The organism is Streptosporangium sp. NBC_01639, assembly GCF_045209755.1.
Lineage (GTDB): Bacteria > Actinomycetota > Actinomycetes > Streptosporangiales > Streptosporangiaceae > Streptosporangium.
This window is the reverse complement of the sequence record NZ_CP109272.1, coordinates 7,196,900-7,222,444: the sequence shown is the minus strand read 5'-3', so window position 1 is coordinate 7,222,444 and position 25,545 is coordinate 7,196,900. Positions and strand designations below refer to the sequence as shown.

Genomic DNA, 25,545 nt, shown 5'->3' with positions numbered 1-25,545 from the left:
ACGGCCTGCGGGAAAGCGGGAAGTACGGCTGAGCCGCAGATTATGATCACGTCGTATGACTCCCGACGTCACGATCGCCACCCGGGCCTATCTCACCCTGGTCGACGATCAGGCACCAGGACTTGTCGACGGCTTCTATCTCGTCGGGTCGCTGGCCCTCGGCGACTACCGTCCCGGACAGAGCGACATCGACTTCGTCGCCCGGATGGCCGCCGAACCCGCTCCGGAGCAGATCGCCGCCCTCGGCCGTGTGCACGCGGAGCTCAGCACCCCCATGCCCTTCGACGGCGTCTACGTGACCGCGGACGACCTGCTCGGCGACCCCACCCGAAGTGCCGACAGGCCTCATGCCCACGAGGGCCGGTTCGAGGTCGGCGACAGCTTCGAGGTCAACCCCGCCGTCTGGCAGACCCTCGCCCAGAGCCCCGTCGTCCTCCGTGGCGGGCTCCCGCAGGTGTCCACCGACAGGACACGTCTCGACGGATGGACCCGTGACAACCTGCGCGACTACTGGCTTCCGTTCCGGTCGGAGATCGCCGGCGCCGATCCCTCCCGGGTCGTCGACGCCCTCGTCGTGTGGGTCGCCCTTGGCGTGACCCGGCTGTATTACACCCTGGTCACCGGGCTGGTCACCGCCAAGAGCGGTGCGGGAGAGTGGGCGTCGGGCGAGGTCGGGCCGCGCCCGATCCTGCGAGAGGCGCTCCGCCTGCGCGCCGGCGACGGCTCCGGCTACACCTCACTCGCTGAGCGCCGACAGGACCTGCTCGATTACCTGAGCGAAATCCTCGCCCGCGCCGGACAGGTGGACCCTCCGGAGGTGTCCGGGACGGTCGGCCATCGACCGGCAGGGTGTTGACCTCGACGTAGCCGAGAACGCCGGTCGGCGCGGTGCAGGTCCGGGAGCCGAACAGCTCGTGCGCGGCGCGCCGGGCGACGGCGTGGGCGGTCTCGGCGATGGAGGGCGGCGGTCGAGGTCAGCGCGGCCGGATGTCAGGCCCCGCGGGCCGTCGCGCGTACACCTCGATCTCGAGCTTCATCCGGGGATCGGCGAGGCCGCACACCAGCATCGTCGCAGCCGGACGTACGTCACCGAAACAGCGGCGCAGGGTCGGCCAGCACGGCTCGAAGTCCGCGCGGTCGGGCAGCAGGTAGCGCACCCGGACGACGTCGGCGAACGAGCAGCCCGCCTCGGCAAGCGCCGCCCCGATGTTGCGCAGACACTGCTCGACCTGCTCGACCACGTCATCGGAGATCGTCATGGTCGCGTAGTCGAAACCGGTCGTCCCGGACACGTGCACCTGGTCGCCGTCGACCACCGCCCGCGCATACCCGATCTCCTCTTCGAAGGTGGAACCGCTCAAAATCGCACGTCGCTCTGTCATGGGGCAGAGGTTAGGCACCCCCGGGTGATACGTCCAATACTTCGGTATGCATCGTGTGATATCTCTGAGCATATGGACCGTCCCGAGCTGGCACTGCAGCAGCTGCACGCCTTCACGGTGCTCGCCGAGGAGCTCCACTTCGGACGCGCCGCGGAGCGGCTGGGCATCGCGCAACCGCCGCTGAGTCAGCAGATCCGGCGGTTGGAGCTGAAGGTCGGGCATCCGTTGTTCGACCGGCGCCCTGGCCGGATCGCCCTCACCGCCGCAGGACACGAGCTCCTGCCGGCGGCTCGGCGCGCGCTCGACGAGGTCGCCGGCGGCCTGGACGCGGCCCGGCGCGCCGGCACCGGTACGGCCGGCCGGATCCGGATCGGCTTCGCCGCGTCGCTCGCCCTGACCGTCCTGCCGGAGCTGTTACGTGCCTACCGGACCCGGTATCCGGGAGTGGACATGGAGATCCGCGAGATGACCACCGCACCTCAGGTGGCGGCCCTGCACGGGCAGACGATCGATGTCGGGCTCCTGCGGGAGCCACCGGACGGCGAGCAGGGGCTGGCGGTCGAGCCGCTCCTGGCCGAGGAGTTCGTCGCGGTCCTACCGGCCGCCCACCCTCTCGCCGCCCGGCGCGTCGTCCCCGTTGCGGCGTTGGCGGACGAGCCGTTCGTGCTGCTGCCCCGTGCCGCCGGAACGACCGTCCATGATCGGATCATTGACCTTTGCCGTGAGAGGGGCTTCGAGCCGCGCATCGGTCAGCACGCGGTGGAGTGGCAGACGGTCTCCGCGCTCGTCGAGGCGGGGCTCGGCGTTTCGCTCGCCCCGGCGAGCATCCGGCGGATCCGTCTCAGGGGTGTCGCGTACCGCCGTATCGAGCCGGACACCGCGCGCACCGTCGTCGGGATGAGCTGGCGCAGCGACGACCCGAACCCCCTCGTCGCCCGGTTCCTGGAGACTGCCCGCGCGGCCCGCTCCGGTGCGGGCGCGGACGGCCCGGAGAGCCGGACCCGGGATGTGCTCGGCTAGAGCACCCGGAAGGCCAGCAGGCAGATGTCGTCATCGGACTGCTCACCGCCGACCTGCCGGATGATGGATGCGATGTCCTTTTCCAGGTCGCCCTCGACGCACCGGCCCGCCGCGTCGAGCAGCGCGTTCAGGCCCTCGTCCAGATCGCGCCCCCGGCGCTCCACGATGCCGTCGGTGTAGAGCAGCAGCAGGTCTCCCTCGGCCAGCTGGGTCGTGTTCACCGTGTACTTCATGGCCTCGAACGCCCCGAGCATGGTGCCGACGCTCCCCTTCAGGAAGGAGGCGCCGTCGCGGACCAGGATGGGAGGCAGATGGCCGGCGGAGATCCAGTTGAGGATGCGGCGGGACGGGTCGAAGTGGCCGATGATGGCGGTCCCGGTGGCGGTGATGCCCTGGTTGGCGTGGTAGATGAGCTCGTTGAGCCAGGACGCGAGCTGGTCGGCCTCGGCTCCGGTGTAGGCCAGCCCGGCCAGGCCGCTGCGCATCTGGACCATCAGGCTCGCCGCCGTCAGCCCGTGACCCATCGCGTCGCCGATGGCGAGCAGCACCCGGCCGTCGGGCAGCGGCCGGGCCTTGAACCAGTCGCCGCCCAGGCCTTCGACCTCCTCGCCGGGGAAGTATCTGAGCCCCACAAGGAGTCCCGGCAGATCGATCACCCCCTTGCGCAGGGGCACGATCGTGTCCTGCAGCGTGACCACCACGCGGTGTTCCTCCTCCGCCCGGCTCCTGGCACGGGACGCCTGCTCGTGGGCCAGGGCGAGCGCGCGTTCCCTGCGGCGGGCGGCCGTGACGTCCTGGGCCATGATCCGGACCGCTATCGGCACCCCCTCCTGGTCGAGCACGGGCTCGGCGACCAGCCGGAGGTGGCGGATGCCGTGTCGGTGCTGGATCCGGAGCTCCTGCTCCACGGCCTCCCGATACTCCAGCAGCGTGAACATCATCTCCTCCACGAGGGGGACGTCCTCCGGGGGCACCATCCTCGGCAGGCGGTCGAGCGGCATGGGGCCCTCGGCGCTGTCCCAGCCGAACATCTCGTACATCTCGGAGGTCCAGAACACCCGCCCCGTCGCCAGGTTCCACTCCGACCAGCCCAGTCCGACCACCCGCTGGGCGCGCTCCCATCCGTTTATCAGACGTTCCTCGTCGTCGTGGGCCCGCCAGGTGACGAGCACTCCTTCCGCGGCCCGGACGGCCTTGACGCTGACCGAGGCGGGCCAGAGCCGCTCATCCCGGATCTCGACGTATCCGAAAGGCCCCCTGCTGAACGGCTCACCCGTCTCGTAGACCCGCAGATACGCGTCCAGCAACCCTGATCTGACGACTCCGGGGCTGCACTCGACCAACCTGCGCCCGCGCAGGAGATCGGCGGGGCGTCCGGTCATGTCGTACGCGTGGTCGCTGGTCGTGGCGATCAGAAAGTCCACGATCCGGCCGGTCCCGTCGGTGACCGGGGTCAGGTAGGCGGCGGGCAGATGCGCCGCGGCCAAGATCCCGTGCAGCCACGGAGGCACCTCCACCGGCGGATTCCGGGGCATGTCCAGGTGCCGCTCGTCCACGGACCGGGCCACTTCCAGCAGGTCGACCCCACTGTCGTGCGACAGTCGCGCCAGATGCGCGGCGGCCTCGTCAGGACGCACGTTCATCCGTACGGCGAGGCGGCACGTCATCTCGTCGACGGCCGCCTCCCGGCGCATTCGCCCTCTGAGCCGGGCGAGCCTGGCGAGGATCATGGCCTCGACGTCCTCCACCCGTCCGGTCCGCTCGTCCTCCGGCGGCTGCGGGGTGATCATGTTGTCCTCCCCGGGCTGATGCTGACCCTGTTCCCGAGCTGGTCAGCAAAAAGCCAGCAAGACGGACAAATAACGCTTTACCCGGCAACTCGACCTGCCTTTAACGATCGATTACCGAAGTCGTACGCTCTTGGGATGCTCAACACCCGCTATGCGCGCGTCGGAATGGTCTGTACGGTTGATCACCTCGCCTCCCGGGCGGGCGTGGCCATGCTGGAGCGCGGTGGTTCGGCGGCCGACGCGGCGATCGCGGCGAACGCCGTGCTCGCGGTGACCGCGCCGCACATGTGCGGGCTGGGCGGCGACCTGTTCGCGCTCGTCCACGACGGCACCGGAACACCCGCGGCGCTCAACGCGTCCGGACGGGCCGGTTCGGGCGCCGACCCCGAGCGGCTGCGCGCCGAGGGGCACACCCGCATGCCGCACCGCCACGACATCCGCTCGGCCCCGGTGCCCGGCTGCGCGGACGGCTGGCTGAGCCTGCACGGCCGGTACGGCCGGCTGCCGATGACCGAGGTGCTGGCACCGGCGATCGGACACGCCCGCGACGGTTTCCCCGCCTCGCCGCTGATGGTTCCCGGCCTGGAGACGGTGGGCCCGCTGTGCGCGGACTTCGCTGCGGCCCGGCAGGCCGGTGACCTGATCCGGCGCCCCGGGGTGGCACGGGCACTGGAGGCGCTGACCGGCGGCCGGGAGGGGTTCTATCTCGGCGAGTTCGGCGAGGGACTGCTCGCGGTCGGCGCCGGCGAGTACACCGAGGACGATCTGGCCAAGGACGGCTCGGAATGGGTGGATCCGCTCCGGGTGCGGGCTTTCGGGCACGACGTGTGGACGATGCCGCCCAACTCCCAGGGATACCTGCTGCTGCTCGCCCTCGGCATCGCCGAGGGGCTCGACCTGCCCGCCGATCCGGCCGACCCGCTCTGGGCCCACCTGCTGGTGGAGGCCGCGCGGCTGGCCGGGCACGACCGGCCGGAGGTGTTGTTCGAGGGCGCGTCCGTCGACGGGGCGCTGGACTCGGCCGCCGCGCGCCGCGCCCTGATCGATCCGGCCGGCCGGGTCACGGTCCGCGACCTCACCGCGCCGGGCGACACCACCTACCTGTGCGCCGTGGACGGCGACGGTATGGGCGTCTCACTGATCCAGTCGAACGCCGCCGGCTTCGGCAGCCTGGTCTTCGAGCCCCGCACCGGTATCAACCTCCATAACCGGGGCATCGGGTTCTCGCTGATCCCGGGCCACCCCGCCGAGTACGGCCCCCGCCGCCGCCCACCGCACACCCTCGTCCCCGCGCTGGTCACCCATGCCGACGGATCCCTCCGTTCGGTCGTGGGCACCATGGGTGGCGACGCCCAGCCGCAGATCCTGCTCCAGGTCCTGACCCGTCTGCTGCTCCACGGTCAGGCCCCCGGCGAGGCCATCGGAGCCGCTCGGTGGCGGCTGGCCTCCGGCACCGGTTTCGACACCTGGGACGCCCCCGACCAGGCCGTGGTCGAGGTCGAGGACGGCGGCCCGTGGAGCGACGGACTGCGCGACCGGGGACATCCCGTCGGCGCCGCGCCGTACGGCTCCTCCTTCGGCCACGCCCACCTGATCGACGTGCTCCCCTCGGGCGTCCTGGCGGGGGCGGCCGACCCCCGGTCGATCATCGGGGCCGCGGCGGGAATCTGACCGGGGGATTTACCGCCGCATAACGGGTAAGGCGGCGATATGAGTGAAATGCCGGCAGACCGTAAGGGTCTGAGTGACGAGCAGGCGGTCGAGGTCGAGGAGTGGACCGACGACCTCGGCTTCAACCACGAGATCCTTGAGGACGACCCCGGGCACCAGGACACCCTCGACGAGCGTCTCCGGCGCGAGGCTCCGGAGCACACACGCACCCCCCGCGAGGACAACCGCCTGGTGGCGCCGGACGAGGGCACCGGCCCGGACGAGACGTCCGAGGCGTACGCCGAGGACGTCGGCGCCGACGACGGCGACCTGTCCGCCGAGGAGCGTGCCATCCACATCGAACCCGGCGCCTGACGCGAGACCGCGGCCCCGCCGGCCGCCGCCGTCCGGTGGCGGCGCGTTCGGGCCGCGGGGGTCGCCGGCGGTCTCCTTGCGGACTCCGCCGGTGCGGGTCGCCTCAGGGGACCGGCCCGGGGCCGGGTCGACGATGCTCCGGGACGTCAGCCGCCCGTCTTGCGGGTCAGCGCGTCTTGCGGGTCAGCGCGTCTTGCGGGTCAGCGCGTCTTGCGGGTCAGCGCGTCTTGTGGGTCAGCGCCGCCACCAGGGCGTGCAGGTCGTCGACGACATGATCGGCCTCGGCGGCCTCCGGCCGGGCGGCGTGCAGATAGCCCCAGGGGCCCCGGCGGATCAGGGCGGTCCACATCCCGGCCGCGCGGGCGGGCCGGACGTCGTTGTCGAGCCGGTCGCCCACGTAGAGGATCTCACCGGGCTCCCTCCCCGAGACCGCCACGACCTTGGCGAAGAAGGCGGGGTCGGGTTTGGAGACGCCCCAGCTGTCAGAGGTGTGGATCGCGTCGACGGGCAGGTCCATCGCGGTCAGCGCGTCGTAGGCCTGCGGCGGCTGGTTACCCGCGATGATCAGCTCGTATCCCAGGGCACCCAGCGCGGCCAGGCCGGGCCGTACGTCCGGATAGAGGTCGTCGGCGTCGAAGTTCACCCGGAGCCCGTCGGGGTCGTCGCGCTTCCAGGCCTCCTGCTCGGCCTCCACGTCGAAGCCGGGCCTGATCATCTCGAAGGCGTCGGTGTGCGGCCGGTCGAGCGCGGCCACGCCGCCCAGCACGCCGAGCATGGTGAACCGGGGGACGCCGAGCCGGTCGGCCCAGCGCGACCAGATCCTCGTCTCGTCGATCAGCGTCTCCCCGACGTCGAACACCAGCGCCCTGACCACGATGTCCCCCTTCGTTAGGCTTTCTGATCCTATTCAGTACAGCCGGGTCAGACCGAACCGGTCGAGAGGGCATGCGGGAGAGAATCACGACCGTATGCATGTTCCTCCCGTCAACGGGGATTGGATGGCACACTTAGAGTGCCTGTTCGGACACGAAGGGACACAGTCGATGGTGATGACGGTACAAGGACGACTCCCCCGGCATGCCTCCCAAGAGAATCCACCACTTCACCCGGCGAGAGAGCTCTTCGAGTCCCTTCCTTCCACCTTCCCTCTCCGAGCCGAGATCATCGACGGGAACCTCATCTTGAGCCCATCCGGAACCCCCCAGCACGCCCGCATCGCCAGGCGCCTCAGCAGAGCACTGATTCCGGCCGAAGACGCGAACGGATGGGAGAGCTTCTCCGGGGATGTCGACATCTGCATCGAGGGCCCGCGTGACACCATGATCCCTGACTACTGTCTGGTCCACACGGACGCCCCGCTCTGGGGTGACCGGGAGATCCTCTCCTCCGGGCTGATCATGGTGGCCGAGGTCGTCTCACCCGGGAGCTTGGAGATAGACCGGATCTCCAAGCCCAGGATCTACGCGGGATGCGGCATTCCGATCATGCTGCTCATCGACCCGGTCGCCTCCCCGCCGACGGTCACCGTGCTCAGCGACCCCGGGGACGGCGCCTATCGGACCATGATCCACACCGAGATGGGCAAGCCGGTCCACATCCCCGCGCCCGTCGATTTCGAGCTGGACACCTCGATCTTCCTGTAGCCCCTCGTCCCGCCGGCCCGGGTCCCGCTCCGCACCCCTGCGGCCCGGCGCTCCACAGCGGGAACCGGGCCGCCGAGGTGACTCAGAGCTGGTCCATCGCCTTGCGGATGCGCTTGTCGGAGATCGAGTACGGGGTGCCGAGGGTCTGGGCGAAGTAGCTGACCCGCAGCTCCTGGATCATCCAGCGAATCTGGCGGACGTCGTCGTCGGAGCGCCGGGCGGGCGGGAGCTTCTCGACCAGGTCGTGGTAGTCGTCCTCGAGGTCGTGGACCTTGTGCATCCGCTCCTCGTCGCGGAGCCGGTCGTCGGGCAGCTTCTCCAGCCGCCGCTCGGCCGCCTTGAGATAGCGGAGCAGGTCCGGCAGGCGCTTGTAACCCGTGCCGGTGACGAACCCGGGGTGGACCAGGTCGGCCACCTGGTCACGGATGTCCTCGATCGCGGCGGTGGAGCGGCCCTCAGGTAGGAGGGTGGTGATCGAGTGCCAGACCCGCAGGATGCCCTCCACCCGGGTGACCACCTCGGCGGTCGTGTCGAAGAGCTCGGCGCGGACCTTGTCGTGCAGGGCGGTGAAGGCGGACCCGTCCCAGACCGGCCCGCCGTACCGGCCCATCAGCTCGTCGGCGGCGCAGGCGGTGCAGTCGTCGAACAGCGCGACGGCACCGGCGTGCGGACTCCGGCTGAGAGCGAGCTTGGCCTGGTTGTCCAGGCGGCCGAGCACCCACTTGGCCGGTGACGGGGTGTTGAGCAGCAGCAGTCTCCGGGTGCCCTCCCACATGGCGCGGCGCTGCTCGGCCTCGGTCTCGAACATGCGCACGGCCACGGTGGCGCCCTCGTCGGCCAGCGCGGGATATGCCTTCATCCGGCGCTGCTCGAAGGTCTTGGGCAGCTCCCCCACGTTCCATGTGGTCAGGCCGGATTTCTCCAGCCCGTCGGCGGCCCTGGACAGGGTCTGGCGGAGCTTGGGGGCGAGCCGCCGCTTGAGATCGGTCAGATCCTTGCTCTCGGCCAGCTTGTGCTTACAGCCGTCGATCACCCGGAAGGTGATCTTCAGGTGGTCGGGCACCAGGTCGAGTTGCCACGCCTCGCGCGGCACCTGGACGCCGGTCAGGTTGAGCAGCTCCCGCTCCAGCAGGGCGAGCAGCGGCTCCTGGGTGGGTTCCGCCCGCTGGAGCACCTGCCTGGCGTAGTTGGGCGCGGGCACGAAGTTGCGCCGGATGTTCTTGGGCAGCGCCCGGATCAGCGCGGTGAAGAGCTCCTCGCGCAGGCCGGGGATCTGCCAGTCGAAGCCCTCGACGTTCACCTGGTTGAGCAGGGCGAGCGGGATGTGGGCGGTGACGCCGTCGGCGTCGGTGCCGGGCTCGAACTGGTAGGTCAGCGGGAAGCGCAGGCCTCCCTGCCGCCACACGTCGGGGTAGTCGCGGTGACTGACGTCACCGGCCGACTCACTGATCAGCATCGACTTCTCGAAGCTGAGCAGGTCGGGCTGGTCGGCTCTGGCCTTCTTCCACCAGGAGTCGAAATGACGCCCCGAGACGACGTCGGCGGGGACCCGCTGGTCGTAGAAGTCGAACAGGGTCTCGTCGTCGACGAGGATGTCGCGGCGGCGGGCCCGTTCCTCCAGCTCCTCGACCTCTTCGAGGAGCTTGCGGTTCTCCTTGAAGAACGCGTGGTGGGTCTCCCAGTCGCCCTCGACCAGGGCGTGCCGGATGAACAGCTCACGGCTCAGCTCGGGGTCGATGCGCCCATAGTTGATCTTTCGCTGCACCACGATCGGCACGCCGTACAGCGTGACCTTCTCGTAGGCCATCACCGCGCCCTGGTTCTTCTCCCAGTGCGGCTCGGAGTAGGTGCGTTTGATCAGGTGCCCGGCGAGCGGCTCGACCCACTCAGGTTCGATCTTGGCATTGACCCTGGCCCAGAGGCGGGAGGTCTCCACCAGCTCGGCCGACATCACCCAGAGCGGCTGCTTCTTGGCCAGCGCGGAGCCGGGGAAGATGGCGAAACGGGCGTTGCGGGCGCCGGCATACTCCGTGAACGGCCGGCGCTGTTCGGTCATCGGACGTCGCGGGCCGTCGTTCGCCGTCTTCTTGTCGATGTCCTTGACGCCGACGTGCGACAGCAGGCCGGACAGCAGGGACATGTGGATCTTCTGCTCGTCGCCGGGGGTGCTGTTCGGCGTGACGCCGAGGGACTTCGACATCTGGCGGAGCTGGCTGTAGACGTCCTGCCATTCGCGTACGCGCAGGTAGTTGAGGAACTCGGCCTTGCACAGCCGCCGGAAGGCGCTGGAGGAGAGCTCCTTCTGCTGCTCCTGCAGGTATTCCCACAGGTTCAGGTAGGAGACGAAGTCCGACTCCTTGTCGGCGAAGCGGCGGTGCTTTTCGTCGGCGACCTGCTGCTTGTCGGCGGGGCGCTCGCGCGGGTCCTGGATGGACAGCGCGGAAGCGATGACCATGACCTCGCGGACGCAGCCGTTGTTCTCCGCCTCCAGCACCATACGGGCCAGCCGCGGGTCGACCGGCAGGCCGGCCAGCTTGCGGCCCAGCGAGGTCATCTGCCTGGCCTGGTCGAACGCGCCCAGCTCCAGGAGCAGGTCGTAGCCGTCCTTGACCTGACGCTGGTCCGGCGGCTCGACGAAGGGGAAGGCCCCGATGTCGCCCAGGCCGATGGAGGTCATCTGCAGGATGACCGAGGCCAGGTTGGTGCGCAGGATCTCCGGGTCGGTGAACTCCGGCCGGGTGAGGAAGTCGTCCTCCTCGTACAGCCGGATGCAGACGCCCTCGGAGACCCGGCCGCAACGGCCCTTGCGCTGGTTGGCCGAGGCCTGGGAGATCGCCTCGATGGGCAGGCGCTGGACCTTGGTGCGGTGGCTGTAGCGGGAGATACGGGCGAAGCCGGGGTCGACCACGTATTTGATGCCGGGCACGGTCAGGGAGGTCTCGGCCACGTTGGTGGCCAGCACGACCCGGCGGCCGGAGTGCCGCTGGAAGACCCTGTGCTGCTCGGCCGCCGACAGCCGGGCGTACAGCGGCAGGATCTCGGCGTCCTTGCGTTTGGACAGCGCCTCGGCGGTGTCGCGGATCTCGCGTTCGCCGCTGAGGAAGACCAGGATGTCGCCCGGGCCCTCGGCGCACAGCTCGTCCACGGCGTTGCCGATCGCCTGGATCTGGTCGTCGTCCTCGCCGATCGGCCGGTAGCGGACCTCGACCGGGTAGGTCCGGCCGGAGACCTCGATGATCGGGGCGTCGCCGAAGTGCTTGGAGAACCGCTCCGGGTCGATGGTGGCCGAGGTGATGATGATCTTGAGATCCGGCCGCTTCGGGAGCAGCTGCTTGAGATAGCCGAGAATGAAGTCGATGTTGAGGCTGCGCTCGTGCGCCTCGTCGATGATCAGCGTGTCGTACTGGGTGAGGTCGCGGTCGGTCTGCAGCTCGGCCAGCAGGATGCCGTCGGTCATCACCTTGACGAGCGTGCCGTCACCCACCTGATCGGTGAACCGCACCTTGTAACCCACGGCGTCGCCGAGCTGCGTGTCCAGCTCCTCGGCGACCCGCTCGGCCACGGTCCTGGCGGCGATCCTGCGGGGCTGGGTGTGCCCGATCAGACCCCGGACGCCCCTGCCCAGCTCCAGGCAGATCTTCGGCAGCTGGGTCGTCTTGCCGGAACCGGTCTCACCGGCGACGATCACGACCTGGTGGTCGCGGATCGCCGCCAGGATGTCGTCCCTGCGCTGGCTGACCGGCAGCGCCTCCGGATAGGTGATCGCGGGCACCCCGGAACGGCGGGCGGCCACCCGGCGCTCGGCCTTCTCGATGTCGGAGGTGATCTCCGCAGCGATCTTCTGCTGTGCGGCGTGGTTTCTGACCTTGCGCGCGCCGTCGAGCCGGCGCCGGAGCCGCCGCTGGTCACGCAGCGTGAGCTCGGGCAGGCGCGCGTGGAGGTCGGCGAGTGGAGATGTCAACGGAGGCGTTCCCATACTGCTTCCAGAGTACTTTCAGCCCGCAAGTCAGGAGCCAACCGCCCATCGTGCCCGACCCGCCGCGCGACCGCATCCCAATTTGGGGCTCCCCGCGGCAAAGGGCAGGAGCGCCCGATGTTTTCGACCGGAAACCCGCGGATCGTCAAGGCCGTCCGGCGGACAAGGACGGAGAACTCGGCGCCCCGGCCGCCGTACAAGCCCGACCACCGCACGAGCCTGACCACCCCACTGGCCTGAGCGTCGTACGACCCTGAGCGTCGTACGGACCTGGCCGCCGTACGGGCCGGAAGGCGCTCCGCTCGGTCGGGCCGCTCAGCGGACGGACTGCCGGGTGCCTGTCTCGGCGGATCGCCGTACGGCGTCGAGCAGGCGGTGCAACCGCAGTCCCTCATCGAAATCCGGCGTGGTGCGACCACCGGTGCGGAGGTCGTCGGCGATCCGGACGTACGTCTGGGCCACGTTGACGACCTCGGTTCCGCGGGCCGCCTGGGGGATCCGGCGGTATCCGTCCGGGATCGGCAGTTCCTGCCATGGGCCGCCGACGCCCTGGGAGCCCAGGATGCGCAGCTCGCTCATCTGGATGCCGCCCGGCCCACCGGCACCGGAGACGATCGCCAGGTCGCCCCCGGTCCCGGTGATCTCGATCCGGGTGCGGCCGTCGGTGGCCTTGGCATCGTGGATGTGCGCGGAGATCGCGGCACCACCGGCTGTCGTCGCGTGGAGGACGACCTGGTCCGGGCTGGTCACCTCGATGGTCTCCCCGGTTTCGGAGATGGTCATCCGGGGATGCTGGACCGACAGCCCGGCCGAGAGCTCGGCGATGCGGCCGACCAGTTGCTCCAGTGCGTCGAGCGTGTGGCCGCCGACGACCTCCAGCGTCCCGGCGGCGTTCGCCAGGTCGAGGGTGTACTCGAACCCGGCCGGCATCCGGTCGCCGGCGCCCTTGGCACGTGCCGCGTAGACCGTCGCCGACGTGACCCGCCCGATGTGACCACCGGCGATCAGCTCGCGCGCGTGACCGATCGCCGGGGAGTGGCGGGCCTGCAGGCCGACCGTGGCGTGCACGCCCGCGTCGCGGGCCGCCTCCGCGAGGACCTCCGCCTCCTCGGTGGTGCGGACCAGCGGCCACTCGCAGTAGACGTGCTTGCCCGCCTCAAGAGCCGCCTGGATCAGCTCGAAGTGGAACGGCACTTTGACGGTGACGGCAACGAGGTCCACCTCCGGATGCGCGGCGAGGCTCCGCGGATCGGTGAAGGCGTGCGGAACGCCGAACCGGCGGGCCGCCTCCTGCGCACTGGCCTCGCGGCTGGTGCCGACCGCGGTGATCTCGAAGTCCGGCAGCGCCCGCAGCGCTGGGATGTGCGCCCGCGCCGCCCACCCCCGATCGGGGTTGGCGCCGATGATGCCCACCCGGACCCTGTCCGATCCCATGACGTGTCCTCCCGCTCCGCTCAGCACGCTCACATAAATGGACCAGCTACCTCCGTTTCGGATCATATAATAAACGGACGCAATGTGTCCATTTATGCACAGGATCATCGTATGAGCAGGCCGGACAGTGCCGTGGACCGATTTCCGGCGGACAACGCGGGTCACCTGCCTCGCGCGGACGCACGGCGCGACCTCGAACGGCCGGTGACCTCGGCGAGGTGCTCGGGGACGCCTGCGGACAGGGCAGGACCCCCGGCCGCGGTGCGGCCGGGGGTCCTGCTCGGAGCGGTTGGCGGAGCGTGCGGTTACAGGGCGGGGTAGGCGTTCTGGAGCAGCTGACGGAACTGCGCGGAGAACCACTGGCCGGCGAGCGGGGAGTCCGGCAAGGCGCCGGTCAGGCTGTTGCCGTTGCGCTCGTTGCCGGTGTAGGTCGGGTCGCACATCCGGTCGAAGCCCTTGCCCTCGTCGTTCGGGATGAGCTTGCTGGCGCCGTCGGACTCACCCGGAGGCTTGATCCAGACGTAGGCGTCCAGGCCGGTGGCGGGGCTGGCCTGCGGGCGCTCGCCGAGCCCGGCACCGCTCTGGTTGCACCAGTTGCCGGCGTGGATACGGCGGTCCACCCGCGAGTTGTCGACGAAGGTGTTCATGTCGGTGGAGGTGCTGGGAGCGGACGGACGGGCCGTGCCGCCCCAGCCGTTGCGGGAGGTGTCGATCAGCATGCCGAGGCCCGACTTGAAGCCCTTCTGGATCAGCAGGTTCCGGAAGGCCTGGGCGTAGGAGAGCTCGTCGACGTAGAAGTTCCAGTCGACCCACTTGGACTGGCGGACCGTCTGGCCGTTGACGGTGCTGTTGATGGTGAAGTGCGGCTCCTTCAGAGCCGAGTAGTTGGCGGTGTTGGTGATGAAACCGTCAACGCTGTCGAAGCCCGCCGTGGTGCCGGAGACCGTGCTGGCGAACAGGTCGGCCGAGGGGCCCAAGTTGGTGTCCCAGCCCAGCCAGCCGTGGTGGCCGGCGTCGATGTAGGTGTAGACGTTCGGGATCGCGTGCAGCTTGTTCAGGGCGTAGCGGACACCGTCGACGTAGGCGCCGCTCGACTTGGCCTCCGCGCACTTGGCCACGTTCAGGTTGGTGATCAGGTTGGGCAGCGAGTCGATCTCGATGACCGTCGAGATCCGGAGCGCGGCGTACTTCGACTCCTTCATGATCGAGGCGATCGGGTCGATGTACTCGGTCTTGTAGCGGTTCAAGCCGTTCTCGGCGATGAGCAGCTCACCGTTGGAGGCCAGCGCCGAGCAGTCGCGGTTCGGCAGGTTGTAGATGACGAACTGGATCGTCAGCGGCTTGCTGCCGTTGGCCGCGTCCTGCTTGAGTGCCTCGTCCAGGTGGGCGCGGAGGCCCTTCGCCGAGGCGGTTCCCTCGATGGCGGCGATGCGGTCCAGCCACACGCCGGTCGAGATGTTGGCCACCGCGGAACCGCCCGGCTCCGCCGCGGCCTTCGTCGACCAGTCAGGGTTGACGTAGCCGGTGGCGCCGGCGTACGGGTTCTCGACGTGCTCGCCGGTCGGCGGGGTGCCGTCGTCGTCGGCCTCGGTCGCGGTGACGGAGACGCCGGTGTGCCCGGTGGCCGCGGCCGCGATGGTGGCGGTGCCGTCGGTCTGGTCGGCGTCCTGCGCGGCCGAGACCGTCACGTTCTGCGCCGTGTTCCAGTTGGCGGTGGTGAAGGCCAGGGTGGAGGGCGAGATCGTGAGGTCGGCGTCACCGGTCTTGGTCAGGTTGACCGTGACGTTGCCGGTGGGTGCCTTGCTGAGCCTGAAACCCACCGTCTTGGAACTGCCCTCGGGAACGCTGACCGAGGTCGCGGAGGCGACGATCGACGCGGTGCCGGTGTCGGTGCCCACCGTGAAGGGGACCTCGGCGGTCTCCTTGGTCAGGGCCGGGCTCGCGTTGTCGTAGGCCTTGGCCTTGGCGGTGTGGCTGCCGGCCGCCACGCCCGTCGCCGAGAAGCTGTACGGGGCGGAGGTGTCGGTGTTGACCAGCGCACCGTCGACATAGAACTCGACCTTGCTGACCGCGCCGTCGTCACTGGCCGTCGCCGCGAGCGGTACGGCGGAGCCCGCCGGGATGGAGGCGCCGCTCGCCGGACTGGTCAGGCTGACCGTCGGGGCCTGGTTGACGGGCGGCTGCCCGCCGCAGGTGACGCCGTTGACCGTGAAGGCGGTGGGCTTGGGGTTGCTCCCGCTCCACGACCCGTTGAAGCCGACGCTCGTCGACGCGCCGGTGGCCAGGGCGCCGTTCCAGTCCAGGTTCTTGGCGGTGACCTGGTTGCCGCTCTGGCTCCAGGTCGCCGACCAGCCCTGCTGGAGCTGCTGGCTGCCGGGGAAGGCGAAGCCGAGGGTCCAGCTGCTCAGCGGGTCACCGAGGTTCTTGAGGCTGATGTTGGCGGTGAACCCGCCCTGCCATTCGTTGGTGCTGTATGCGACGTCGCACGAGACTGCGGCGTGCGCCGTGGCGGCCTGCCCGGTGGCGAGACCGGCGGCGGCCACGAACACGGCCGCGGTGGTCGCCGCCCGATTGCGCCAGGCTTGGCGGCGCGGATGAACTCTCATTCGTAATCATCTCCAGGACGAGGGTGGGAGCGCTCCCATAGTCCGGATGTTTCAGGCGTGTGTACAGCTTGTTGCGCTCCGCGGGCGCTTCACCGGGACTGTCCTCGCCCCTGACCTCACCGAACGCTTTTCCGGTTCGATGAAAGTTTCAAAGATCACAGCGGCTCTACCGCCCAGCGGCGGTCGCGGCGGCCATGGCGGCGCCCACGATGCCGGCCTCGTTCTGGAGGGTGGCGGGTACCACGGGCGTGCGCACCTCCACCTTGGGCAGGAACTTGTCCGCCTTCTTGCTGACCCCCCCACCGAGAATGATCAGTGAAGGGGAGAACAGCGCCTCGACATGCTGCAGATACTCCTCGACCCGCTCGGCCCACTTGTCCCAGCTCAGATCATGATTCTCGCGCGCATGGTCGGAGGCCCGCTTCTCCGCGTCCTTGCCCCGGATCTCCAGGTGACCGAGCTCGGTGTTGGGCACCAGGCGGCCGTCGACGAACAGGGCGCTGCCGATCCCGGTGCCGAAGGTGAGCATCAGCACCACCCCGGCCCTGCCCCGGCCCGCACCGACCGCCATCTCGGCCGTCCCCGCCGCGTCGGCGTCGTTGAGCACCACCACGGGCAGCCTCGTCGCCTTGGCGAACAGCGCCCGCGCGTCCTCACCGATCCACGACTGGTCCACGTTGGCGGCCGACCTGGTGACCCCGTCGACCACGACGCCGGGAAAGGTCACGCCGATCGGCCCGCTCCAGGTGAAGTGCTCGACGATCTGCGCGACCACCGCGGCCACCGACGCGGGGTCGGCGGGAACGGGGGTCGGGATCCGCAGACGCTCCCCGACCAGCACCCCTCTGGCGGTGTCCACCGGCGCGCCTTTGATCCCCGATCCACCGATGTCGATTCCCAGCGCTTCCATGACATCCACCTCCTGCCCCGGGCTCCTTCCCCGGGATGGGCCGCTGATGCCCTCCAGGGTCTGCGGTCTGCCGGCAGGTCCGCTGACGGTCGCCTGCAGTGCAGGGTCAACCCCGCTGAAAGCGACCTATCTCAGACTGCGGGCACCACAGCAGGAAAGGATCCCTCCGATGACGCTCCTCCGCTCCCTGACCGGACCCGCCCTGGTCGCCGTCCTCGTCTCGGCCGTCCCGGCCACCACCGCCCAGGCCGCGACCGGCCACTCGGACACCACCGCGGCCGCGGCCGCCCAGTGGGGTCCCGCCTACTCCCCCGGCCGCAGAGCCAAGGCCGTCGGCTCCCTGTCGGTCTCGGGCGAGGATCACGGGGACATCCCCGCGGCCTCGACCGTCCGGATCTCCGGCAACCTCCACGACCTGACCCGCAGGGGTCCGTCCTGCGGATGGGCGGTCTTCCGCATCACCTACCGGACCCATGACGGGAACCTGCCGTTCCGGCACCGCAGCATCAGCACCTGCTCGTACGGCGCGCCGAAGTCCTTCACGTTCGCCTACCATGACGTCTACCAGGTCGAACTCAAGGTCTGCGCCGAGCCCAAGGCCGCCAGGCCGTCGCTCACCTGCCTCTACGCCGGCACCTGGAAGGTGCTCTACCTGTCCAGGTGAACGGGCCCCCTCCGGGAGGCTCCGGCGATCCTCCGGAGGCGTCACAGTGGGAAGGGTGCACCCAGGCGCCCGGGGTGATCTCTTCCTGTGACGCCTCCGTTCCGGATCGGCCGCCGTCAGCCCGCAGCGACACCGGCATCGACATCGGTATCGGTATCGGTACGACGACGCCGGCGGACGGCCAGGGCGAAGGCCCCCAGAAGCAGCGCGGCCAGCCCCCCGACAGCGGCGAACAGGGTCAGCGGACCCAGGTCCGGGGAAACGGACAGACCCATGCCGGCGCGCGGGAAGGTGACGGTGGCGGTGGCCGTCCGCTTCACCATGCCGCTCGCCAGGGTCAGCTCCACCCTCCAGGGACCGTCCGGCATCTGCCGGTCCAATGTCACGGTCACCGGAGCGGAGGCCTCGGGGAGAAGCGTGACGCCCAGGTCCGCAGCGAACGGCCCGGCGCGCAGACCACCCGGCCCGTCCGACAGCGCCAGCGTCCCGCGCATGTCCAGCGCACGCTTTCCGGTGTTGTGGACCAGGGCCAGCAGTTGCGGCCTGCCGTCCGGGGCGCGGGCGGGAGTCAGGTTCTCGATCTCGAAGTCCGACGGCGGTTCGCCCCCGGGTCCGATGTCGAGGTAGACGCGGAGCCCGACCCGGTTGACGACGCGCACCGGGTGGGTGGCGTCGGGCTTGGCGCTGACCTGCGCCCATACGACGCCGTACCGTTCACCGCGCGAGGCGGACGGTGGCACCTGGATCGTGACCTGCGCGGTCTCGGTACGACCCGGGGGTATGTCGATCGAGGTGTGGTCGAGTGACATCCAGCTCGTCAGCTCGTTCGTGGAACGACCCGGCGGCGTGCTGAAACTGTTGCCCACGATGTCGGCACTCGCCGGATACAGCGCGATGCGCTGGATCTCCTTCGAGGCGTTGGAAACCTCCAGCTTCCGCTTGATCGTGGTGCCCGGATGGAGATGGTCGACGACATAGGAAAACGCCCGGGGGTCGTCCCGGTGGCTGACCGGCGCTTCGAGCAGGCGGATGCCGATCGTGCCGTGGGAGCCTTCGTCGACGGTCCGGCTCGCGCCAGCCGGTGCGCCGGCCGCACCCGAAAGAAGTACGGCCAGCAGCATCGGCGCGAACAATCCCGTAAGCCGACTATGCCACCGAATGTCCCACCGTCCCGGTATAAGTGCCCACCTGGGCCGTGATGGGAATCCTGAGGATCAGGTTGGGGATCCAGGTCGCCGTGCTACCTCCGGTGCCTCCGGAGTGGGAGAAGACGGTGATAGGGGTGGCGAAGAAGCTCAAGGGGACGGCGTCACCGGCTGCGGGCTGCCCCGGGGTGAAGGTGCCGCCGCCGGCTTCGGCGGTCGCCTCCCCGGACCAGTAGGAGATGGCGGTGGGAGGGATCTCCAACGCGCCGGAGGTGAAGATCGACCCGTATGCCCGCGCCACCCAGACGGAATCCTCTCCACCACGGGTGTCGGAGACCGAAACCTCGCCGAGTTCCCCGGTGAGCGTGCCCCCGGGAGGGGCGGAACCGAGATCGACCGGACCGGCCGGCACGGTGATGTCCAGGCTGCCCGCCGTCACGTCGAACGTGACGATGGTCTCGCCGCTGGGCAACGCCACCGCCGGCGCCGCCGGGATGAACAGTGACGCCCCCATGGCCGCCGAAGCAAATACGACAGATCTTTTACGCAAGGTCTTTCCCTCCGAATGGCCGAATGTGTCTTCCGAGTAGGCAATAGGCACATGCCTCCCACCTACAGCGATCACGGTAGGACATAGACCATTACGGAGAGCGACGATGACGGCAAAGGGCCGACCAGGAAATGTACCGATGATGATCAGCCCGTTCGCACTCCTATCGATCTTCGGTGTCTCATATCGGAACGCGTCCGAAATGATCAACCGTGAGACGGTTCGAAGGTCGGCCACTCGGCATGGCCGTGGCAAGCATTCGCAATGAGAGAGTGAGCAACCGCAAGAAAGTGACGGCCCGCCGCAAGGTCACTGGCAAGCGTGGGGACTGAGCACCCATTCCGCGCCGGGCAGCGCGGGCCCTCGCGGCGGGAGCCGCCCAATCCGCGCTAACGCTTCACTGGACCCGTCGAGGCCCTGACGACGAGCTCGGGCTCGAAGAGCAGCTCGTCCGCCGGGACCAGGGCCTTGTCGATCTGGGCGGCCAGGAGATCGACGACCGCTCGGCCCATCGCGTCGATCGGCTGGCGCAGGGTGGTCAGCGGCGGGTCGGTGCAGTTCATCAGTGCGGAGTCGTCGTAACCGATCACCGAGATGTCGCCGGGCACCGACAGCCCCGCCCGGCGCGCGGCTCTGATGGCGCCCAGCGCCATGACGTCGCTTGCGCAGATGATGCCGGTCACACCCCGGCGGACCAGCCGGGCCGCCGCCGCGTGGCCGCCCTCCAGGGAGAACATGGTGTGCTCGACGAACTCGGCTTCCAGGCCGGCCGCCGCCAGCTTGCGCCGCGAGGGCACGTGGTCCGGCGGGCCGAGCACCATGCCGATCCGTTCGTGCCCGAGCGAGCGCAGGTGGCCGAGCGCCATCTCGGCGGCGACCACGTCGTCGCACGAGACCTGAGGGAAGGCGAGGTGCTCCACCGCGGCGTTGACCAGCACGGTCGGCAGGCGGCGTTCCAGCAGCAGCCGGTAGTGGTCATGAGAGGCGTCGGCCTGGGCGAACAATCCCCCGGCGAACACCACGCCGGACACCTGCTGCTGGAGCAGGAGATCGACGTACTCGGCCTCGGAGACCCCGCCCAGCGTCCTGGTGCACAGCACCGAGGTGAACCCCTGCTGGGCCAGCGCACCCCCGACCACCTCGGCGAACGCCGGGAAAATCGGATTCTGCAACTCGGGCAGGACGAGCCCCACCAGCCTGGCCCGGTCCCCGCGCAACTGCGTCGGCCGTTCGTAGCCGAGCACGTCGAGCGCCGTGAGCACGGCCTCCCGGGTCGCCTCGGACACACCGGGTTTCCCGTTGAGCACGCGACTCACCGTCGCCTCGCTCATCCCGACCTTCTTGGCCACTTCTGCAAGCCGTCGCGTCATGGCGAAACCATACGGCATTAGACGTAATTATTTGCGGAGTTTTGCGAAATTCGTCGCACATTTCCGGTATAGCGTTGCCCTCGGCGATCACCGCCACCGCCTGCCCCTGTGCTCCGCCGGAGGCACCGGGGCGGTGGAACTCCGCTAGACCTCGGTGATCCGGCCGGCGTCCACGTGGATGTGCCGGTCGGTGTGCACGGTGTCCAGCATCCGGCGGTCATGGGTGACCAGCAGGAGCGTGCCGGGATAGGAGACGAGTGCGGACTCCAGTTGCTCGATGGCGATCAGGTCCAGATGGTTGGTCGGCTCGTCGAGGACGAGGAGGTTCACCCCCCGGGCCTGGAGCAGGGCGAGCGCGGCCCGGGTCCGTTCCCCGGGCGACAACGTGGCGGCCGGGCGCAGCACGTGCGCCGCGCGCAGCCCGAACTTGGCCAGCAGCGTGCGCACGTCGGCGGGGACCATGTCCGGCGCGGCGGCGCCGAAGGCGTCCAACAGGGGTTCTCCGCCGAGGAACAGGCCCCGCGCCTGGTCCACCTCGCCGACGACCACACCGGGGCCGAGCGAGGCGTTCCCCTCCTGGAGCGGAAGCCTGCCCAGCAGGGCGGCCAGCAGTGTGGACTTGCCCGACCCGTTGGCGCCGGTGATCGCCACCCTCTCCGCCCAGCCGACCTGCAGGTCCACCGGACCGAGGGTGAAGGCGCCGCGCCGCACCACGGCCCCGCGCAAGGTGGCGACGACCGCTCCCGCCCGGGGGGCGACGGCGATCTCCATACGGAGCTCCCACTCCTTGCGCGGCTCCTCGACCTCCTCCAGCCGCTCGATCATCCGCTCGGTCTGGCGGGCCTTGGCGGCCTGCTTCTCCGTCGTCTCGGTGCGGAAGTTCCGGCCGACCTTGTCGTTGTCGGACGCCTTGCGCCGCGCGTTCTTGACGCCCTTCTCCATCCAGGCGCGCTGCACCCCGGCCCGCTGCTTGAGCGAGGCGACCGTACCGGCGTACTCCTCGTACTCGTCGCGGGCGTGCTGCCGGGCGACCTCGCGTTCGGCCAGGTATGCCTCGTAGCCACCGCCGTAGACCCCGATCCGCTGCTGGGCGAGGTCGAGCTCGACGACCCGGTTCGCCGTTCTGGCCAGGAACTCGCGGTCATGGCTGACCAGCACCGTCCCGGCGCGCAGGCCGGTGACGAAGCGTTCGAGCCGCTCCAGCCCCTCCAGGTCGAGGTCGTTGGTGGGTTCGTCCAGCAGGAAGACGTCGTACCGGCTGAGCAGCAGGGAGGCCATGCCCGCCCGAGCCGCCTGCCCGCCGGAGAGCGCCGTCATCGGCCGGTCCAGATCGACCGCCAGGCCGAGCTCGGCGACGACCTCCTCGGCGCGGTCCTCCAGATCGGCTCCGCCCAGCGCCAGCCATCTCTCCAGGCCGGCGGCGTAGTCGTCGTCGGCGCCGGGACGGCCCTCGACCAGTCCCTCGGTCGCGGCGTCCAGCTCGCGCTGGGCGGCGGCCACTCCGGTCCGCCTGGCCAGGAAGTCCGCGATCGTCTCGTCGGCCCGGCGTTCCCGCTCCTGGGGCAGGTAGCCGACCACCGCCGATGGGGGGCTGAGCCGTACGGCGCCGTGTTCCGGAGGCATCAGACCGGCGAGGATCCGCATCAGGGTGGACTTGCCCGCACCGTTCATCCCCACCAGGCCCACGACATCGCCGGGGGCGACGACCAGGTCCAGCCCGGAGAACAGCGCGCGATCTCCGTGCCCCGCGGCGAGATCCTTGGCGACGATGGTGGCACTCATGGGAAAACGTTATACGTTGCCGGCCGCCCGGGTGGACGACGACCTCGGCGACGGTACCGGCCGGTCCGACCCGCTCCAGGTCCCGACCGGTCGACGACCCAGGTCGGCGTCCGCGGCAGGCGAATGACCTGTGCCCCGATCGAGGGGGCGGGTGGACGACACGGAGGGCCGGCTCGGCTCGGGACTCCGTTGTTCTTCTTACAAAGTCCCGCCTACAGCCACAGATAGAGCATTACGCTCAGAAGAAGGATCTTCACGACTGTCCAGGCAAGGGGCGAACGTGGTGGAAGAAGAGTGGGCGAGGCGGGGGATCGACGTCAACACCCCGAGTGTCGCCAGACTGTACGACTACTACCTCGGCGGCAAGGACAACTTCGCGGCCGACCGCGCCGCGGCCGAGGAGATCCTCTCGGTCGCTCCTGAGCTGCGCAGGGCCGCCCGGGAGAACCGTGCCTTCCTCGGCCGGGCCGTCAGGCTCGCCGCGGCGGCGGGGATCGGGCAGTTCCTGGACATCGGCACCGGACTGCCGACCCGGGGCAACGTCCACGAGGTGGCGCACCAGGTCTCACCGGACGCACGTATCGCCTACGTCGACAACGATCCGATCGTCCTCGTGCACGCCAGGGCGCTTCTCCGCGGCAACCGGGGCCAGGTCACGGTCGTCCCGGGGGACCTGCGCCAGCCCGAGGAGATCCTGAAATCCCACGAGATCCGGGATCACCTCGACTTCTCCGCGCCGATGGCCGTGCTGCTGGTGGCGGTCATGCACTTCATCACCGAGTCCGACGATCCCCGGCACATCATGGCCACGCTGCGGGACGCCATGCCGTCCGGCAGCTATCTGATCCTCTCCCACGGAACCCGGGAGAGCCGGGCCGAGGCCGCCGACAGGGGGACCAAGGTCTACGAGCGGGCCAACTCACCGCTCGTCCTCCGCACCCGCCAGGAGATCCTCGATCTGTTCGACGGGTTCGAACTGCTGGATCCGGGACTCGTCTGGCTGCCCGAATGGCGTCCGGACGGAGTTCCGCCTCCCGGCGATCCCTCGCAGGCGCTGATCCTGTGCGGCGTGGGGAAGAAGATCTGATGGCCGTCCGCCTCGGACTGGGACTGCCGCAGTACGGCCGGTTCGCCGACCCGGATGCGCTCGTCACCGTCGCGCGGGAGGCGGAGGCGCGGGGTTTCACCAGCCTGTGGGTGGGCGACCGCCTGCTGACACCGCTCGAACCCAGGGACCGCTACCCCGGTGGTGACGGCACGATCCCGCACGCGCACCGCACGTTCCTGGACCCCTTCACGATCCTGGCCGCGGCCGCCGCCGTCACCTCACGGATCCGCCTGGGCACCAGCACGCTGAACGCGAACTGGTATCCCCCCGCGCTGCTGGCGCGATCCCTCACCACGATCGACCGGCTCAGCTCCGGCCGGCTGGAGGTGGGGTTGGGACTCGGCTGGTCCAGCGACGAGTACGCGGCGGCCGGCATCCCGTGGGAGGGACGTGCCGCGCGGTTCGACGCCGTGCTCGACGCGCTGGAGACCATCTGGCGTGACGACCCGGTGAGCCTCACCGACCGGCGGTGGAGCGTCGCACCGAGCCATATCCTCCCCAAACCCGCCCAGTCCCCCCGGCCCCCCATCCATCTCGCCGGTTTCTCACCCGCGGCGCTGGCCCGGGTCGGCCGCCGCGCCGACGGCTGGCTCGCGGTGGCCATGCCGGTGCCGGTGCTGACGGCGATGTGGGGGACGATCAGGGAGTCGGCCGAGCGGAACGGGCGCGACCCGGACGAGGTGCGCGTGATCGTACGGGTCAACCCGATCGTGGCCGGCTCCCCCGCCGCCGACGCCCCGCCGGGAGGCCGGACCGTGGAGGAGATCGCCGAGCACCTCGGCGCCACCGCCGAGACGGGCGTGCACGAGATGTTCCTCGACCTCCAGCAGACCGCGCGCGACCCCGCCCACCTGCTCGATCTCGCCGAGGCCCTGCGTAAGGCGTCCGGCCTGTGAGCCGGGTCACTGGTTGACGTCGCGGCCTCGGGGCAGTCGGACCGCCACACGGACCTGAGGGGACTGCGGCGATGACGACAGGTGACTTCTACGACTACTTCGAACTGCTGGACGAGGACGAGAAGGGCATCGTCCTGCGCGTGCGTGAGTTCATGGCCCAACGGGTCGCGCCCATCGCGGACGAGGCGTGGACCAACGCGCGGTTCCCGCACCAGCTCATCCCCGAGTTCGCGAAGCTCGACATCGCCGGCCTGCCGTACCGGGGGGCACGGAGCCTGCTGACCGGGTTCGTGGTGTTGGAGATGAACCGGGTGGACCCCTCGATGGGGACGTTCTTCGGTGTGCACAACGGGCTGGCGATGGGAAGCATCGACCGGCTGGGCTCCGACGGGCAACGGGAGCGGTGGCTGCCGGAGATGGCCGCGATGGAGAAGATCGGGGCCTTCGCGCTGACCGAGCCGGACGGCGGCTCCGACGTCGCGGCGGGGCTGCGCACCACGGCCCGGCGCGAGGGCGACGTGTGGGTGCTGAACGGGGCCAAGCGCTGGATCGGCAACGCCACCTTCGCCGACCTGGTCGTGGTGTGGGCCAAGGACGAGGCCGACGGACAGGTCAAGGGATTCGTGGTCGAGAAGGGCACCCCCGGATTCTCCGCCACGAAGATCGAGAACAAGATCGCGCTGCGGACCGTCCAGAACGCCGACATCACGCTGACGAACTGCCTGGTCCCCGAGGAGAACCGGCTGCTGAACGCGAACGGCTTCCGCGACACCTCGACGATCCTGCGGCAGACGCGGGGCGGGGTGGCCTGGCAGGCGGTGGGCTGCATGATGGGCGCCTACGAGCTCGCGCTGGAGTACGCCAGGACGCGCGAGCAGTTCGGGCGGCCGATCGCGGGCTTCCAGCTGGTCCAGGACCTGCTGGTACGGATGCTGGGAAACGTCACCTGCTCCCTGGGCATGGTGGTACGGCTGGCGCAGCTCCAGGATGCGGGTGTCTACAAGGACGAGCACTCGGCCATGGCCAAGGCTTTCTGCACCGTACGGATGCGTGAGGCGGTGGGCTGGGGCCGGGAGATCATGGGCGGCAACGGAATCGTGCTCGACTACGGTATGGGCCGGTTCGTGGCCGACTCCGAGGCCATCTACTCCTACGAGGGCACCCGTGAGATCAACAGCCTGATCGTGGGTCGCGCGATCACCGGGGTCGGCGCGTTCGTCTGACCCGCGACCCACCCCTGCCGC

21 protein-coding genes are annotated in these 25,545 nt (G+C 69.8%); 10 read left to right on the top strand and 11 right to left on the bottom strand.

Annotated elements, in window-relative coordinates:
- Positions 1-55: 55 nt before the first annotated feature.
- Positions 56-856 (top strand): nucleotidyltransferase domain-containing protein, encoded by an 801-nt coding sequence (locus OHA77_RS32840; protein WP_406313187.1) that lies wholly within the window; start codon positions 56-58, stop codon positions 854-856.
- Between the two features lie 118 nt (positions 857-974).
- On the opposite strand, the gene OHA77_RS32835 is transcribed toward OHA77_RS32840, so the two are convergent.
- Positions 975-1,382, bottom strand: a complete 408-nt coding sequence (locus OHA77_RS32835; protein WP_406313186.1) for a RidA family protein — start codon at positions 1,380-1,382, stop codon at positions 975-977.
- Between the two features lie 72 nt (positions 1,383-1,454).
- Here OHA77_RS32835 and OHA77_RS32830 point away from each other — a divergent pair, with 72 nt between their 5' ends.
- Positions 1,455-2,402 carry a LysR family transcriptional regulator gene (locus OHA77_RS32830; protein ID WP_406313184.1) on the top strand — a complete coding sequence of 316 codons (948 nt, stop codon included), beginning with the start codon at positions 1,455-1,457 and terminating at the stop codon, positions 2,400-2,402.
- Here the strand turns inward: OHA77_RS32830 and OHA77_RS32825 are convergent.
- Positions 2,399-4,192, bottom strand: a complete 1,794-nt coding sequence (locus OHA77_RS32825) for a SpoIIE family protein phosphatase (protein ID WP_406313183.1) — start codon at positions 4,190-4,192, stop codon at positions 2,399-2,401. The genes OHA77_RS32830 and OHA77_RS32825 overlap by 4 nt on opposite strands.
- Positions 4,193-4,327: 135 nt before the next feature.
- Between OHA77_RS32825 and OHA77_RS32820 the strand changes: the two genes are divergently transcribed.
- Both OHA77_RS32820 and OHA77_RS32815 read left to right on the top strand, forming a co-directional pair.
- A complete protein-coding gene (locus OHA77_RS32820) occupies positions 4,328-5,863 on the top strand; it encodes a gamma-glutamyltransferase family protein (protein ID WP_406313182.1) in 1,536 nt (511 codons plus the stop codon).
- 39 nt (positions 5,864-5,902) lie between these two features.
- Positions 5,903-6,217: a DUF5709 domain-containing protein gene (locus tag OHA77_RS32815; RefSeq protein WP_406313181.1), complete on the top strand. Its 315-nt coding sequence runs from the start codon at positions 5,903-5,905 to the stop codon at positions 6,215-6,217.
- Between the two features lie 217 nt (positions 6,218-6,434).
- Here OHA77_RS32815 and OHA77_RS32810 read toward each other — a convergent pair whose 3' ends face one another.
- Positions 6,435-7,091 carry an HAD family hydrolase gene (locus tag OHA77_RS32810; RefSeq protein ID WP_406313180.1) on the bottom strand — a complete coding sequence of 219 codons (657 nt, stop codon included), beginning with the start codon at positions 7,089-7,091 and terminating at the stop codon, positions 6,435-6,437.
- Here OHA77_RS32810 and OHA77_RS32805 point away from each other — a divergent pair.
- Positions 6,991-7,860 carry a Uma2 family endonuclease gene (locus OHA77_RS32805; RefSeq protein WP_406313179.1) on the top strand — a complete coding sequence of 290 codons (870 nt, stop codon included), beginning with the start codon at positions 6,991-6,993 and terminating at the stop codon, positions 7,858-7,860. The genes OHA77_RS32810 and OHA77_RS32805 overlap by 101 nt on opposite strands.
- Before the next feature lie 82 nt (positions 7,861-7,942).
- On the opposite strand, the gene hrpA is transcribed toward OHA77_RS32805, so the two are convergent.
- Entirely contained in the window at positions 7,943-11,836 is a 3,894-nt protein-coding gene (hrpA, locus tag OHA77_RS32800) for an ATP-dependent RNA helicase HrpA (protein ID WP_406313178.1), read from the bottom strand.
- Between the two features lie 117 nt (positions 11,837-11,953).
- On the opposite strand from hrpA, the gene OHA77_RS32795 reads away from it, so the two are divergent.
- A complete protein-coding gene (locus tag OHA77_RS32795) occupies positions 11,954-12,076 on the top strand; it encodes a hypothetical protein (RefSeq protein WP_406313176.1) in 123 nt (40 codons plus the stop codon).
- Between the two features lie 75 nt (positions 12,077-12,151).
- Here OHA77_RS32795 and OHA77_RS32790 read toward each other — a convergent pair whose 3' ends face one another.
- The 3 genes from OHA77_RS32790 to ppgK form a co-directional block, all read right to left on the bottom strand.
- On the bottom strand, positions 12,152-13,270 hold the full coding sequence (locus OHA77_RS32790) for a Gfo/Idh/MocA family protein (protein ID WP_406313174.1): 1,119 nt from the start codon (positions 13,268-13,270) through the stop codon (positions 12,152-12,154).
- Between the two features lie 305 nt (positions 13,271-13,575).
- The gene (locus OHA77_RS32785) at positions 13,576-15,876 is read right to left on the bottom strand and encodes a glycoside hydrolase family 6 protein (protein ID WP_406313173.1); all 2,301 of its coding nucleotides are present in this window, start codon (positions 15,874-15,876) and stop codon (positions 13,576-13,578) included.
- Between the two features lie 166 nt (positions 15,877-16,042).
- Positions 16,043-16,786: a polyphosphate--glucose phosphotransferase gene (gene ppgK / locus OHA77_RS32780; protein WP_406313172.1), complete on the bottom strand. Its 744-nt coding sequence runs from the start codon at positions 16,784-16,786 to the stop codon at positions 16,043-16,045.
- 169 nt (positions 16,787-16,955) lie between these two features.
- Between ppgK and OHA77_RS32775 the strand changes: the two genes are divergently transcribed.
- A complete protein-coding gene (locus OHA77_RS32775; protein WP_406313171.1) occupies positions 16,956-17,450 on the top strand; it encodes a hypothetical protein in 495 nt (164 codons plus the stop codon).
- A 116-nt stretch (positions 17,451-17,566) separates the two neighbouring features.
- On the opposite strand, the gene OHA77_RS32770 is transcribed toward OHA77_RS32775, so the two are convergent.
- From OHA77_RS32770 to OHA77_RS32755, 4 genes are all read right to left on the bottom strand, one after another.
- Entirely contained in the window at positions 17,567-18,583 is a 1,017-nt protein-coding gene (locus tag OHA77_RS32770) for a hypothetical protein (RefSeq protein WP_406313170.1), read from the bottom strand.
- A 13-nt stretch (positions 18,584-18,596) separates the two neighbouring features.
- A complete protein-coding gene (locus tag OHA77_RS32765; RefSeq protein ID WP_406313169.1) occupies positions 18,597-19,109 on the bottom strand; it encodes a hypothetical protein in 513 nt (170 codons plus the stop codon).
- Positions 19,110-19,534: 425 nt separating this feature from the next.
- A complete protein-coding gene (locus OHA77_RS32760) occupies positions 19,535-20,515 on the bottom strand; it encodes a LacI family DNA-binding transcriptional regulator (protein ID WP_406313168.1) in 981 nt (326 codons plus the stop codon).
- Between the two features lie 144 nt (positions 20,516-20,659).
- Positions 20,660-22,297 (bottom strand): ABC-F family ATP-binding cassette domain-containing protein, encoded by a 1,638-nt coding sequence (locus OHA77_RS32755; RefSeq protein ID WP_406313167.1) that lies wholly within the window; start codon positions 22,295-22,297, stop codon positions 20,660-20,662.
- 280 nt (positions 22,298-22,577) lie between these two features.
- On the opposite strand from OHA77_RS32755, the gene OHA77_RS32750 reads away from it, so the two are divergent.
- From OHA77_RS32750 to OHA77_RS32740, 3 genes are all read left to right on the top strand, one after another.
- Positions 22,578-23,384, top strand: coding sequence for an SAM-dependent methyltransferase (locus tag OHA77_RS32750; protein ID WP_406313166.1), 807 nt, complete (start codon positions 22,578-22,580; stop codon positions 23,382-23,384).
- Entirely contained in the window at positions 23,384-24,301 is a 918-nt protein-coding gene (locus OHA77_RS32745) for a TIGR03619 family F420-dependent LLM class oxidoreductase (RefSeq protein ID WP_406313165.1), read from the top strand. Before OHA77_RS32750 ends, OHA77_RS32745 begins: the two co-directional genes overlap by 1 nt.
- Positions 24,302-24,372: 71 nt before the next feature.
- Positions 24,373-25,524: an acyl-CoA dehydrogenase family protein gene (locus OHA77_RS32740; protein WP_326824343.1), complete on the top strand. Its 1,152-nt coding sequence runs from the start codon at positions 24,373-24,375 to the stop codon at positions 25,522-25,524.
- Positions 25,525-25,545: the final 21 nt, after the last annotated feature.